We start from the raw sequence: 14,582 nt of genomic DNA on the forward strand, positions 1-14,582 counted from the left end.
TGTAAAAATCCTGTATTGTGTGCCCGCTGGCAATACGTAATAGGGAGTATGCGTAGGGGTGATGTCTTTACCTAGTGAGTACTTTAGTGCAAGGAACACTCAAACACAACGGTGCAGCCAGCATTGTTGGTGAAGCTGGCAGTACCCCCGATGGCAGCCATTCGCTGCTGCATATTTTTAAGGCCGTTGCCAAATTGATTGTTTTGTTGCATCCCTTTTCCGTTGTCTGATACGGTTACAATCAGCTGTTGAGCATTGGTAGTTTCAAATCGGATATGGACTGCACTGGCGTTGGCATGTTTCAATACATTGTGCAGTGATTCTTTGATACAGAGGAAAATGTTTTTGCGGGCAGTACCGTAAATATTACTGTTGGGTTGCGACAGTTTCTCTTCGAAATGAATATCGATGGTTGTGCCTTCAAAAAAGGCAATGCTATACTGCCGGGTATATTCGCACAGGTTGGCGACTGAGTCGTTTTCGGTGTTGAGTGCCCAAATCAGCGTATTCATTTTTTGGGCTGCTTCGCTGGCGGTGCCACTTATTTTTTGTGAAAGACTGGCGATCTCTTCCTGCGATAATTTTTTGCTGCTCATCAGGTCGCTCAATATGCGAATGATGCTAAGACTACCACCCAACTCATCATGCAGGTCTTGCTGAATGTTGTTTTGTAGCTTGGCCAGTTCCAGTTTTTTCAGCAACCGGTTCCGGTACAATAAAAAGATGAGTAGAACCGAAACAAGCAGTGTTGACAGAGCAATGATTTTATACTGATCGAGTTTTACTTTACGAGCTTCATTGGCTATTCTGAGATTGAGCAGTTGCGTTTCATTTTTCAACGCAGCTTCCATCACTTCGTTTATCTGTACGTTATAGTTAGCCTGCGCTTTTTCGAGGATGAGCATTTTCTTTCGGATGCAGTCCTGTAGCGGTTTATCTTGTTTGCTATAGGTATAAAATGCAATGGCTTTATCCAAAAATTCAATGCTGAAATAGCTATTGATATCTGGGTGTTTCGTGAGCAGCAACAGGCCTTCCTGAAACGCTTGATTAGCATCTTTAAATTGTTGCTGTTGGCTAAAATGTTTGCCCATGGTGGCATAGTTCAACAGCAACACATCTGTATCATTATCGATGCCGGCAATGCAGGCTTTGTAGTAGTATAATGCAGAGTCGGCATTACCCAACGCATCGTGACAGGCAGCTAACTGATTTTCTGCAATGCTGATGGCCCGCTGCCGATTGTTAAGTATGGATTCTTTTAATGAGGCATGGGCAAATTGTAATGATGTGGCGGCTTCATTGTTTTTGAGCAATGCTTCTGCAATGTTGCCCAACAAATGGTAGTGTTGTGTGAGGTATAAATAGGTTGGCGGATGTTTTTTTCCCGTTGACCATTGCAGCCCCTCCCTGAAAGACGCGATGGCTTCATTCAGCCGGTTGAGGTTCATTAAAAACAACCCTTTGAAGTTGTAGGCATCTGCAATAAAAATACTGTCGCGAAGCGCCATGGCTATTTGTAAACCTCGTTCAGCATTTTGCAATCCCAATCGGGGAAAGTTGTTGTAGTAATAAATTTCGCTTTGCCGGCTGTTGTAGTAGTAATGCACTACGTCTTGCTTATCGGCTGGTAAAATGGAAAACAACTCATTGGCCCAATGCTGTGCTGAGTCCATATTGTCTACATCCATCCATACCTCCACCAGTTGTAAGGCTTCTTGTGTTTTGCAAGTATTGTCGGCGCAATGCATGTATACTTTGCGAAGCGAATCAGTAGCTGATGGCTGCGGCCATGCAAGCATGCTGCTGCAACAGGCCAGTAATACAATACTGCAAATACGTAATATGGTTATACGCTGTTGAATGTTTATTGTGTTCTTCCAAGATACAGGTTCACGGCTTCTACACGGGTGTTTACGTGTAGCTTTTCATAAATGTGTTGGATATGCTTTTTTACTGTACCCTGACTGATTTGTAAACTGTCGGCTACTTCTTTATTCATCAATCCTTTAGCCAGGCAGTGCAGCACAGCTTCTTCTCTTTCGGATAAGCGTTGTACCAAATGATTGCCTGCCGGCAAGCCACTAAAGCTGGCCACCACTTTGCGGGCAATGCTGCTGCTCATAGGGCTGCCACCGGCAAATAGTTCGTCCAGCGCTTCTACAATTTTTGCTGGGCCATCGGTTTTTAAAATGTACCCACTGGCGCCGGCTTTCAGGCTACTAAAAATTTTATCGTTGTCTTCGTATGCCGTACACATCAAAAAAAGCATTTCTGGCAGTTTTGATTTTAAGGTTACCACACACTGTATGCCGCTGGCATCGGGCAGGTTTATATCCATAAGTACCGCTGCCGGATGCACCTCTGGTATGTACAGCAACGCCTCTTCTGCATTCTTAAATGCCCCAGCCATTTGATAGCCATCCGTTAGCTTTATCATCATGCTCAGCGCTTCCCGAAGGTCATCCTTGTCTTCCACTATGCAAATGGATTTGGGTGTGTTCGTCATGCTTCAAAAGTAGTGGCTACAGAATGCTGTAAAATACGTATTTGGTAGTATGTCTGCTGTATCAAAACTTAATCTCATTTTTGCTGTCCGTATTAATTGTACATCTCTATGCAAGTTCCATACATCATTGTTACCGGTGCCGCTGGTTTTATCGGCAGCGAAATGGCTCGTTACCTCAATACTTTAGGGTACGAAGAATTGATTTTGGTGGATGATTTTGGCAGAGAAGACAAGCGGGCCAACTGGGAAAGCATTGCTTATGACCATGTGGTGGAGCGGTACAACCTGGCATTCTGGCTCAATGAGCACCAGCCGGAAGTAGCGGCAGTCATTCACTTGGGTGCTCGTACAGATACCACTGAATTTAACTATGCCATTCATGAAGAATTGAATGTGGAGTATAGCCAAATGCTGTGGCAATACTGTACCGAAAAGCAAATTCCGTTTATCTATGCATCGAGTGCTGCTACGTATGGATCTGGCGAGTTAGGCTACGATGACAATCATGAATTGCCTTTTTTGCTGAAGCCGTTGAATCCTTATGGCGTCAGTAAAAATGAGTTTGACAAGTGGGTGTTGGAAAAAGTAGGCGATGTGCGATTGAATACACAGGATGAAGATGGCTGGGTGAGAGATGATGGCGCCCATACGCCGGACTCTGCAGGTGCGCCACCCTTTTGGGCAGGCCTCAAATTTTTTAATGTATACGGCCCGCATGAATACCACAAAGGCCGCATGGCTTCGGTGATTTGGCATGCATTCAATCAGATAAAAAAAGACGGGCAGGTAAAATTATTTAAAAGCCATCGCCCCGATTTTGAGCACGGTCAACAGCTACGGGATTTTATTTATGTAAAAGATGTGGTGAAGGTGATTGCGTGGATGTTAGAAACCCCCAAACCCCCTAAAGGGGGCTTAGGCAGTGGCTTGTACAACCTTGGTACCGGGCAGGCCCGCAGTTTTTACGATTTGGCTGCGGCTACTTTCCGGGGGATGGATTTGGAACCGAATATTGTCTTTATAGATATGCCGGAAGATATCCGCGACAAGTATCAATACTTTACCGAAGCCAATATGGATAAGCTGCGCAAAGCCGGTTATGATGAACCGTTCACTTCATTAGAAGAAGGCGTGGGTGACTATGTGCGGAACTATCTTCGTAGGTTGTAACAGCACTACAATACCGTTATCTTTTTTACACTGATGGTTTTGCCGGCCTGGGTAAGTTTCAGGAGATAAATACCACGATGCAAGTATGCCGTATTGATGGTATTGATAAAACTTTCTAATTGAGTGCTGCTGATTTTTCTGCCGGTAAAATCATAAAGTTCAGCTATAGGAAATTCTCCGCTCATGGTATTGATGATGCGAATGGGCTGGCCTAATAACACCGGATTGGGGTACACTGCCAAACCATTGCTTTCCGGCATGTACACGGTTTCAATAGCGGAGTAAACTACGTTGCCATTGCTCAAAGTAATTTTGATGCGGTAGTAATTTTCTCCACTCAGCGGTTGTGCATCTTCAGCTGTAAAATTATTGCTGCTGATATTGGCAATGCTGGACAGCACAGTCACTTGGCCGTTTTTTACTTTTTCAAATTGCAGTTGTTGAATGCCAAAGTTGGTGCCGAGTTGTACTTGGAGCAGCACATTGTTATTGCCTGCCGTAGCTGTAAACTGCTGAATATAACAACCCACCTGCTGATTGAGATAATTGATGGCATAGCTGCGGTTGCCTTGCTGGTTGCCAAAAACCGGCGCCACAGCCAGCCAGTCCTTTTCCAATGAAGAACGCCTGATGCGAAATAACGTATCTGCAGTTGTGCTAAGCACTTGCATTTGGCCATTTTGTACATGGTAAATGCGATAACTACTGGCTAGTGCAATGTGTTGCCAATAGAGCAGCAGCGTATCGCCACATACATAACCAATGCGTGGCTGTAATCCCTTATGCACCCAAAAGCTGTCGGACAACAGCACTTGCTGGCCAACCTGCAGCTGTAATTGTGCAGGATAAACTGCATTCGCAGCAGGTCGCCAAACGAGCAATCTGCTATCGAGAGCTATGTTGTTATTGATAAGGCTGGTGTTTTGCGTAGCCAAATTTTTTACCGATAACACCCCTGTTTGGCCTTGCGGAAAACTGTGCTCCCATCTAATGGTTACGCCATTTCGGCTGTCGGCATGGTAAGTATTCGTCGGATGCGTAAATTCCAACTCGTTGTTGCTATTGCTGTGCCATGCCAATGCAAATGTTTGTGTGCCGGATACGTTGGTTGGTGCTACAATCATGGCTTCATATTCACCGGTAGCTGGTTGCAATAGACTGATATGCTCTACTACATTGAGGCTATCAATACCACGTGTGGCGGGTTGCTGCAACGAATCGGCATGTGCCGCACTATTCAATATCCACGGATGTACAACCTGTTGGTTGGGTTGGCGAAGCATTAATTGCAGGTCATTCTGCAGTGCTTTGGTACTGCCAGGTGTTGCTGCGGGGTCTGTCCAGCAAAGGGTAACAGCCAGGCGTTGTGCATTGGTAGCTACGGGTATCTTCATACGAACTGTGTCGCCAGCAAGAATGGTGCCTGTGTAGTACTGCTTGCCGGCAGCAATGCGTAGTGCGTTATATACATTCAACTGTCCGTAGCCTTCACTAAAGTCAGGGCCTTCTGCACCAACATCGGTACTGCTGTTGATGAGGATGGCTTTCACCAGCGCTGCATCTGGCAGGCTTCCTAATTGTTGTTGAATTGATTGCTGCAATACAGCCACAGCGCCAGCTGCCAGTGCAGCAGAGCCCGAACTGCCATCTTCGCCAAAGGCCGATAATTCAGGTTTGATACGGCCATCGTAGGCAGGGCCACGGGAGCTGGCTATTTCTCTTTTGTTGAAAGAATCGGTGGCGGCCAATACCAAACTGTTTTTGCTTATTTTAAAACTGCCAGTAAGGTTGGCCCAATTGGCAATGCCTTGGTATTGGCCGTATGCGGAGCTTTGTGTACCCGAATTACCTGCACTAAATACATGCAGCAAGTAAGGCAGTGCTGCGGTGCTGGCATCGTAAGCAGCAGCATCAATACCATATTCGTTTTCGATACCTACACCATAGGAATGGTTTTGAATGCTGATTTTATTTGTGTTGTAAAAATCGAGTGGCTCCGGGATCAGCACATCAAAGTTGGTACTGGTAATAGTCGCTGCAGGAGCTACCCCTTTTCCTGTGATGGAAGATGCACCGCTGCCGGCCAGCATGCTGGCCATAATGCTGGCATGGTTGGTGCTGCGGGTAGCCGTTCTTGCTGTGGTAAAAAAGCGTTGGCTAAAGTCTATGTCCAGTGTATCAAAACGTTCTTCTTTAATGGCAACTCGAATGCCTGTACCATTACTCGATGCAAAACGGGTGGCAGCCAGTGCTATGCCATTGGCCGATGGATCGAAGCCGGGCACACTCAGTTCGGGTTTGGCTCTTCTGTTGGCTGCTTGTATAAATTGAACTGATGGCTGCTTTGATAATGAAATAAGCAAGTAAGCAGGCATTTGCAAGGTCATTACTTTCCAGCTGGTATCGTGTGCCAGCATTTGCACTGGCTTATCGGCGAACCAACGCAGCAAACTATCCGCTTGATTGTATTGAACATAAATAAGTACAGCTCCATCTAGTTTACTTCGTTGTTGCAGTGCCTGCGACAGTTTTTTCAGCGGCTTTGTTTCGGCCAGCGTATCGGGCAAAAATGTTTGTGCCATGCTGTCTGCCAGGCCTGTCATCAGCAGGGTAAGCAAGAGCTGGAGTGAAAGTATATATGACCGGTATTGACGCATGTGTTCTTCCAAAGATGCGGTTTTCCATTTACCCGCCAAACGCATCCTTACCCTTTTCCAAAAATGGAGAGTGTTCGTAAATACATACGAAAAAATCAAAATTTGACATTTCGCAACTTATTGATTTATCGATACTTAGTTGCATTTTCTTAATGTGTAGAACTTGAAAAGGGGTGTTAACGAAATTTTAATGAACCCGATTTTTGATGCCATTCACTTCGATAATTTTCAGCGATACACGGAAGGGGATATTGCTTTTTTTAATTTTTTTTCTAAAGTTTTTTTCCGCTGGCGAGATGCCTATTTTGGAAATCTAAAACTACAACACGTATGAAGTTAACATCCCGACTGCTGACGCTGGGCCTCATGGCCGGCCTCCTTACCTCCTGCGCCAAAGACAACACACTCAACAGCCCTGATGAACCTATTGGTGATGCCACGCTGGCCAAAATTGCCGCTCTTGGTTTTGGTACTTCCAATGTACAAAAGCATGAAGAAGGCTTTTTGGTAGAAGGTGACATTGTACTTACCAACGATCAACTGAACAATGCTGGTAAAGGCGGTTCGCTGTTGCGTGTAGCCAACGAAGAACAGTACCGTACCACCAATTTAGTAACCGGCTTGCCCCGCAACATTACCATTCGGGTTGCAACCACTTTACCCAGCCGCTATGTAACCGCTATTAACAATGTTATTAGTCGGTACAATGCTGAAGGACTGCGGATCACCTTCAGCCGTGTAACATCGGGCGGCAATATTGTTATTAGCAAGGCTCCAAACAGTGCTTCCTACCTTGCTTCGGCCGGCTTCCCAACTTCTAAGGGCAATCCGTATAACAGTGTATTGGTCAACAGCAACTATCTTGAAACTAATGCCTGGGATATCAATTCAATTACATCTGTATTGGCGCATGAAATTGGTCACTGTATTGGTTTCCGCCACACCGATTACATGAGCCGTCAGTACAGCTGCGGTGGTTCTGCTGTAAATGAAGGTGCATCAACTGTGGGTGCTATCCTCATTCCTGGTACACCAAGCGGCCCCGATCCTAACAGCTGGATGCTGGCATGCATCGGCAAAAATGTAAACCGTCCGTTCAACGCCAACGATAAGGTAGCCTTGGCTTACTTGTATTAATCTCATTTTGCTGCTTTACACAGGCCCGGCTGATGCGTCAGCCGGGCTTTGTTTTTTTAGCCAGTATATTTGGCCATCACCAATCACAAGCAATCGATTTATGAAAATCGCCATCATCGGCGGCGGCAATCTGGGAGGTTCCATCGCTCAAGGGCTCGTTAGCAGTGGCTTTTGTAAGCCATCGGCTATCAGCATTACCCGAAGAAATGTACAACAGCTGAAAGCTTTGCAAGAGCAAGGCTGCCAGGTGCTGAGCGACAATAAAAAAGCCGTACAGCAAAGCGACATCATTATACTGGCCGTAAAGCCGTACAACTACAACGAAGTGTTGGCAGGTTTTAAATCGGTACTCAATGCCAAAAAACATGTACTGGTTTCTGTTATTACCGGTGTGTGGACGGAGCAGTTGCAAAAAGCTATTGGCAAGCCCGTGCCTGTTATTAGGGCTATGCCCAACACGGCCATTGCCATACAGCAAAGCATGACCTGCCTGAGCAATGCCGGTGCCGATGCCAAACAACTCAATTATGTACAACAGTTATTTGATCAGCTGGGCCGCACAGTTGTGATAGATGAAAAACTGATGGATGCCGCCACCGTGCTGGGCGCCTGTGGTACGGCGTATGCATTGCGTTACATTCGTGCCAATATTCAGGGCGGTATCGAAATTGGTTTTGATGCCAAAACAGCTTCACTCATTGCCGCACAAACGGTATTGGGTGCGGCAGATTTATTGTTGAAAACTGGCAATCATCCGGAGCATGAAATTGATAAGGTAACCACGCCCAAAGGTTGCACCATTGTGGGGTTGAATGAAATGGAACATCAGGGTTTCAGCTCATCACTCATTCGGGGTATCATCACCAGTTATGAAAAAATAGGTAAGTAGACATTCAATCATTCGAACATAAAAAAGCGGCGAACAAACTTTGTTCGCCGCTTTTCGTACATACATGTCCGTTACATATTGCTTTTCAAAAAGGCAACGCTTTTGCTAAAAGCTTCATCTCCAAAAGTTTTGTTGTAGCCGGGGTTGCTGGGGTTGGCAAATGCATGCACTGCATCGTAGCGCAGCAGGCTGAAATTTTTGCCGGCTTCTTTCATGTTGCTGGCAAATGCATCCACAGTTTCATTGGGTATGCTTTTGTCTTGTGTGCCAAAAATGCCCAACACAGGACACTGAATGCTGGCCAGTTTGGCTTTGTCTTTTTCTGGCGTGCCGTAGTACATAATGCAGGCCTTCATGTTGTTGCTCGCCATGATGGCTGTTTGCAAACTCATCATACCACCAAAGCACCAGCCTACGCTGTAAACTTCTGCAGCAGGCCCGGCAAAATCCAGTGCTCCTTTGATAATGGCTTCTTTGCGGGTATTGCTCAGCGCAGCCCGAATGAGTTTCATGGCACTGTCTGGAGTAGCAGCAATTTTACCATCGTAGAGGTCTACGGCCAAAACATTTACCTTACCATCCAATGCGGTGTAATATTTGTCTGCTTCTTTTTTAATATGGTCATTGAGCCCCCACCATTCCTGAATTACAATCAGGTATTTATTGGTTTTTACTTTGGCATCAATGGCGTACGCCTGGGCAGCTTTGCCATCGGCGGTGCCAAATTCAATCATGCCGCCCAACGCATTTTCGTAGGTAAAAGCTGCGGGGCTTTGGTGCAGGCCGGCAAATCCCGGGTCATTTACCATGGCCATAAAACGGGCATCTGTATTTTGGATCGGTTCATCGGGGCCACAGCAAACCACCGAAGCCGCCACCCGATCGAGTATGGCTTGCGGACTTTCTTCCTTCGGCATAAACACTTGTTGCAACAGGGCGGCAAAAAACAAGGCGCCACTCAGCAGGAGATATTTCATTAGTAAACGTTTTAGATGCACAATACAGCCACCCGGCTATAATTGTTTGGAATAACTGTAGTCAACAGAATTTTTTCACCCTGAAAATGGCATTGCGTTATTCTTCGCAACTATTCAAATGGTTCAACACACATTTTTCACACATCAAAAGGGTAGTGGCTGTTTCGTCATTTTGTACCAGCAGGTTTATCGTGTATGTTTGCACGACCTCTAATATTTCCCCCGGGTCAAGTTTGAAATCATTATTAGCGAACCCCACACTTCGCGGCACATTCTTTTTTGCAAAAATGTACCAACAGGTGATGGGCAATATTTTTTTATGGCGAAGTACATCTTTGTAACGGGAGGCGTAACCTCCTCTCTTGGTAAAGGCATTATTGCTGCCAGTTTGGCCAAATTGCTGCAGGCACGTGGCTTACGGGCAACCATCCAAAAATTTGACCCCTACATCAACGTAGATCCGGGCACACTCAACCCTTACGAGCATGGCGAGTGCTTTGTAACCGACGATGGTGCCGAAACCGATCTTGACCTTGGCCACTACGAACGTTTCCTCAATATTCCTACCAGCCAGGCCAACAACGTTACCACAGGCCGTATTTACCAAACGGTAATTAATAAAGAACGTGCCGGCGATTATTTGGGTAAAACCGTACAGGTAGTGCCACACATAACCGACGAAATAAAACGCCGCATGCTGCTGCTGGGGCAAAAAGGCGAATACGATATTGTAATTACTGAAATAGGTGGCACCGTGGGCGATATTGAGAGCCTGCCGTTTATTGAAGCCGTTCGCCAACTGCAATGGGAGCTGCCCGAAGAAGATTGTCTGGTAGTTCACCTTACGCTCATTCCTTATCTGCGGGCTGCCAAGGAGTTGAAAACCAAACCTACACAGCACAGCGTACGTCTGCTAAGTCAGGAAGGTGTGCATCCGGATATCATTGTTTGCCGTACCGAAAAGCCGTTGAACTTTGAACTGCGCCGCAAGATTGCCCTGTTTTGTAATGTAAAAACAGAAGCCGTCATTGAAGCAGCTGATGCACCCACCATTTACGAAGTGCCGTTGGCCATGATGCGGGAAAAACTGGATTTAATCTGTTTGAAAAAACTGCAAATCACCGAGTACAAAGAGCCCGAGCTGGGCCGCTGGAAAGAGTTTCTCGATAAACTGAAATATCCCAAAGCCAGTATAAGCATTGGGCTGATTGGCAAATATGTAGAGCTGCAGGATGCATACAAATCAATATTGGAAGCATTTGTACACGCCGGCGCTATGAATGAGTGCAAGGTAAATGTGGTGAATATCCACAGCGAACACCTGACCGAAACCAATGCTGCAGAAAAGCTGGGCCATCTCGATGGATTGCTGGTGGCACCGGGCTTTGGTTTGCGGGGCATCGAAGGTAAAATCACAGCTATACAATATGCCCGTGAATGTGGTTTGCCCTTCTTTGGCATATGCCTCGGTATGCAAATGGCCGTGATAGAATTTGCCCGCCACGTACTCGGACTTGCCAATGCGCATAGCACCGAAATGATGCCTGCCACCACCGACCCTGTAATCGACATGATGGAGGAGCAAAAGAAAATTAAAGCCATGGGCGGCACCATGCGACTTGGCGCTTACCCCTGCCAGCTCAAAGCAGGTTCTTTGGCTTCCAAAATTTATGATGGTAAAGAAATGATAAGTGAAAGGCATCGCCACCGTTGGGAGTTCAACAGTGCATATGCCGATGCTTTTGAGCAAAAGGGTATGTCGCTGAGTGGCCTCAACCCCGAAACCGGGCTGGTCGAAGTAGTAGAGTTGCCTGGGCATCCGTTTTTTATCGGCGTTCAGTATCACCCCGAACTAAAAAGTACAGTGGAAGCACCAGCGCCTTTGTTCGTTCATTTTGTGGCGGCCGCCAAAGAGTTTAGCGAAACCAAGGCCAACCGGCCGGCTGCAGCTAAAAAACAGGAAGCATAAACTGTTGAGCAAACTTTTACAGCAATAACAACCGGCTTCGGCCGGTTTTCTTTTTACCAAAGGTTAAGGTTTGGGTGGTCATCATTATGTGGGTGTCAGCCGTTACCTTTGCCGCTCATTTTAATAAACGAATATGGGATTTGATCGGAATACCGTCATCGGTTTTGCATTACTGGCGGTGTTGTTCATGGGCTACTTCTGGTATGTCAGCAGCAATCAGCAAGCAGTTACAGAACTTAAAAAACGGCAGGAAGACAGTATTGCTGCGCTGAAGCCAAAAGTTGATACCGCTCAGTGGAAAGCCGACAGTGTTCGCATGGCACAAATGAGGGATTCCGTTTCCGCAGGTGCTTTTGCTGCAGCCGGCAGCAGAGATAGTTTGGTAGTGGTAGAAAACGATGTTATCAAAGCCAGCTTTAGCAGCAAGGGCGGTTGGGTACGTGCCGTTGAACTCAAAAAGTTTGCCGGACCCAATGGCAAGCCTGTACAAATGGGCGGTACTGCCGATGAGTCGTTCGGTTACGCCATCAATACATTGCCCGGGCAGTCTACCGAAAGCAACAAACTTTATTTTGGTCAGGTAGCGGTTCGTAAAAATGCCGACAGCAGCGAAACAGTAGCATTTACTGCCAGCAGCGCTACCAATACCAGTATTACCCATAAGTTCACCATTCGCCCCGGCGATTACCGCATCAAAGCAGAGATTGTACTGAATGGAGCCAATCAGTTGGTGTCGAACCAAACGCTCAATCTACAGTGGAACACTGTGGCACACCGCCAGCAAGCACAAGCAGATTATGAAAGAACACAAACCCGCCTGGTGTATCAAACCGAGGGTGAGTACGACTATACGAGTGCCATGCAAGGAGCCAGTGAAGCCTTGGAACTGCCGGCCCAGTGGTTTGGTTTGAAGCAGCAGTTTTTTAATAGCACTATACTGGCCAGTCAACCACTAAAAAATGTAAAAGCAGATGTGGTAGTTCCTGCCGAAGGCCAGGACAGCAACACCGTGGCTACTATGAAAATGACGGCGCAGGCATCGGTGCCAGCCGGTGCTACAGCTACCATTCCGCTGGAAATATATTATGGCCCGAACGATTACGAAGTGCTCAAAGCTTACGATAATGGCATGCACAATATTGTAGACCTTGGCAGTGGTGTATTTGCTTTTGTAAAATGGATCAACCGCTGGCTCATTTTGCCGGTGTTCGACTTTTTGGGCAGCACCATGGGCGGCTACGGTGGTTGGACTATTTTGCTCCTCACCATTTTTATCCGTTTGCTCATAGTACCGCTTACCTACAGCAGCTACCTGAGTGGTGCCAAAATGAAAGCCCTCCGCCCCGAGATTGATGCCATGAAAGCCCGCCTCAATGGCGATCAGCAGGCCATCAGCATGGAGCAAATGAAGCTCTTCCGCGAAGCCGGTGTAAACCCGCTGGGTGGTTGTATTCCGGCCCTGTTTCAAATTCCCATCTTCTTTGCGCTGTACAGCTTTTTCAACAGCAATATCGACATGCGGGGCATTCCCTTTTTGTGGGCCAGCGATTTAAGTAGCTATGATTCTGTACTTAATATGGGCTTCAGTATTCCTTTTTACGGAGCACATGTAAGCTTGTTTACCATTACAGCTACCATCACCAGTCTGCTCATCAGTATTTATAGTATGAGCACCACGCCCGATACCGGCAACCCCATGATGAAGTACATGCCCTACATCTTCCCGTTCATGATGTTGTTCATCTTCAATAAGCTGCCCTCGGCCCTTACCTGGTACTATACCGTGTCCAACGTTATTACGCTTATTCTGCAATTTGTGATTCAGAATTATGTTATCAATCACGATAAAATTTTGGCACAAATAGCCGCCAATAAAGCCAAGCCCAAAAAGCAATCGAAGTGGCAGGAACGCTTAGCCAGCATGCAGGAAGCGCAGCAAAAAATGGAAGAAATGAAGAAAAAACAGGGTAAAAAATAAACCTGTTCTACAAATAGGAAAGCCGCAGCGGGTAGTATACTTGCTGCGGCTTTTTCTTGATAGCATGTTAATTGGCAAGATGCCGTTTTACATTTTCCCTAATTTGCTGTCTACTTGTATAAATACTATTCATGAAAAAGTACCTAACCTTGGGATTGGCTCTGATGTGTACACAAATACTGTGGGCGCAAAAAGTAATGACCGAAGGCGTTGTTCAATATTCTGTATCGGTGTTGAAAGGTGGCGATAATCCTTCAGTAGCCAGCGCTTTCAACGGCGCTACGCAAACCCTGCTTGTAAAATCAAACAAAGCCAAGCTCGATTTTAAAAGCCCGCTGCGCAGCCAAAGTACCGTGTACGATGCACAATCAGGCAATGGCTTTATTATTAAACAAAGCGGCAACGAAAAATACCTGCTGGAACTGGCGGGGGCCAACTGGAAAAAGTACCACAAAAGGTATGATGGCATTGTATTTACTAAAGAAGAAACGCTGAAGCAAATAGCCGGATACACCTGTAAAAAAGCTACCGGTAAAATGGCCGATGGCAGCGAAGTGGTTGTCTATTATTGCACCGACCTTACCATGATGGCCCACGGCTACGACCCTCTGTTTGTCAGCCTGCCGGGGCTGGTGTTGGAATACGAAATCACCAATCCCAATGGTGTTACAGTAAGCTATCAGGCCCAAAGTGTACAAATGACCATGGTAAATGCGGCACAATTTGAAATGCCTAAGTCGGGGGTAAAACTGCTGACATTTGAACAGTAATTCAATTAACTGCACCTCATAAAAAAAGACCGCAACAGCGGTCTTTTTAATTTCTTACTGGTTCTGGTGTTTTAAACTTCGGCACCGAAACCTTATGTTGATAAGGATAAATGAATGTTGTGTTTCCTCTTTGGTAAGTAATAATAGACTGCAGCGTAGTGGATTGCGGCGTTTTAATTACCTGATTGAAACTGCCTTTGTACTGCACTCCGGGCTGAAGGGTGAACTGGCGCTGGAAGTTTGTTTTTGTATCAAACGTCTTGAATTTCAATACATAGCCTTTTTTCTCTTTGCTTCCGCCCTTGGCAGCGTACAAATGAAACTGAGAGCAAACAGCCATGCCCAACAGTAAAACTGCTGAGAGTGCAAAGCTGCTGGTAATATTTAGTTTCAGGCGCATTTCGGCAAAAGTAAGTGAAAAGTTAGCAATATGTCAATTAACATAACGTCACCCGCTGGAAATTGTTGTGAGAAAGTGGATAAAACTGAAATTAGGCCGCTGAATATTATAAAGGCTTACCTGTAG

At 46.1% G+C, this 14,582-nt stretch carries 11 protein-coding genes; 6 read left to right on the top strand and 5 right to left on the bottom strand.

Annotated elements, in window-relative coordinates:
- Positions 1-83 precede the first annotated feature (83 nt).
- Positions 84-1,802 (bottom strand): tetratricopeptide repeat-containing sensor histidine kinase, encoded by a 1,719-nt coding sequence (locus V7Q13_RS13005; RefSeq protein ID WP_333801108.1) that lies wholly within the window; start codon positions 1,800-1,802, stop codon positions 84-86.
- Between the two features lie 65 nt (positions 1,803-1,867).
- On the bottom strand, positions 1,868-2,509 hold the full coding sequence (locus V7Q13_RS13010; RefSeq protein ID WP_333801109.1) for a response regulator transcription factor: 642 nt from the start codon (positions 2,507-2,509) through the stop codon (positions 1,868-1,870).
- 108 nt (positions 2,510-2,617) lie between these two features.
- On the opposite strand from V7Q13_RS13010, the gene V7Q13_RS13015 reads away from it, so the two are divergent.
- Positions 2,618-3,679, top strand: a complete 1,062-nt coding sequence (locus V7Q13_RS13015; RefSeq protein ID WP_333801110.1) for an ADP-glyceromanno-heptose 6-epimerase — start codon at positions 2,618-2,620, stop codon at positions 3,677-3,679.
- 5 nt (positions 3,680-3,684) lie between these two features.
- Here V7Q13_RS13015 and V7Q13_RS13020 read toward each other — a convergent pair whose 3' ends face one another.
- Positions 3,685-6,381: a S8 family peptidase gene (locus V7Q13_RS13020; protein WP_333801111.1), complete on the bottom strand. Its 2,697-nt coding sequence runs from the start codon at positions 6,379-6,381 to the stop codon at positions 3,685-3,687.
- Positions 6,382-6,666: 285 nt separating this feature from the next.
- Between V7Q13_RS13020 and V7Q13_RS13025 the strand changes: the two genes are divergently transcribed.
- Both V7Q13_RS13025 and proC read left to right on the top strand, forming a co-directional pair.
- Positions 6,667-7,473 carry a M57 family metalloprotease gene (locus V7Q13_RS13025; protein WP_333801112.1) on the top strand — a complete coding sequence of 269 codons (807 nt, stop codon included), beginning with the start codon at positions 6,667-6,669 and terminating at the stop codon, positions 7,471-7,473.
- 100 nt (positions 7,474-7,573) lie between these two features.
- A complete protein-coding gene (gene proC, locus V7Q13_RS13030) occupies positions 7,574-8,362 on the top strand; it encodes a pyrroline-5-carboxylate reductase (protein ID WP_333801113.1) in 789 nt (262 codons plus the stop codon).
- A 71-nt stretch (positions 8,363-8,433) separates the two neighbouring features.
- Here the strand turns inward: proC and V7Q13_RS13035 are convergent, their stop codons facing one another.
- Positions 8,434-9,339, bottom strand: a complete 906-nt coding sequence (locus V7Q13_RS13035; RefSeq protein ID WP_333801114.1) for a dienelactone hydrolase family protein — start codon at positions 9,337-9,339, stop codon at positions 8,434-8,436.
- Between the two features lie 319 nt (positions 9,340-9,658).
- On the opposite strand from V7Q13_RS13035, the gene V7Q13_RS13040 reads away from it, so the two are divergent.
- The 3 genes from V7Q13_RS13040 (at position 9,659) to V7Q13_RS13050 (ending at position 14,056) form a co-directional block, all read left to right on the top strand.
- Positions 9,659-11,308 carry a CTP synthase gene (locus tag V7Q13_RS13040; protein WP_333801115.1) on the top strand — a complete coding sequence of 550 codons (1,650 nt, stop codon included), beginning with the start codon at positions 9,659-9,661 and terminating at the stop codon, positions 11,306-11,308.
- A 133-nt stretch (positions 11,309-11,441) separates the two neighbouring features.
- Positions 11,442-13,286, top strand: coding sequence for a membrane protein insertase YidC (gene yidC / locus V7Q13_RS13045; RefSeq protein ID WP_333801116.1), 1,845 nt, complete (start codon positions 11,442-11,444; stop codon positions 13,284-13,286).
- Positions 13,287-13,417: 131 nt separating this feature from the next.
- Positions 13,418-14,056, top strand: a complete 639-nt coding sequence (locus V7Q13_RS13050) for a hypothetical protein (protein WP_333801117.1) — start codon at positions 13,418-13,420, stop codon at positions 14,054-14,056.
- Positions 14,057-14,102: 46 nt separating this feature from the next.
- On the opposite strand, the gene V7Q13_RS13055 is transcribed toward V7Q13_RS13050, so the two are convergent.
- Positions 14,103-14,456 carry a hypothetical protein gene (locus tag V7Q13_RS13055; protein ID WP_333801118.1) on the bottom strand — a complete coding sequence of 118 codons (354 nt, stop codon included), beginning with the start codon at positions 14,454-14,456 and terminating at the stop codon, positions 14,103-14,105.
- Between the last annotated feature and the right edge of the window lie 126 nt (positions 14,457-14,582).

This window comes from Phnomibacter sp. (assembly GCF_036803085.1).
In the GTDB taxonomy this organism is placed as follows: Bacteria; Bacteroidota; Bacteroidia; order Chitinophagales; family Chitinophagaceae; genus Phnomibacter.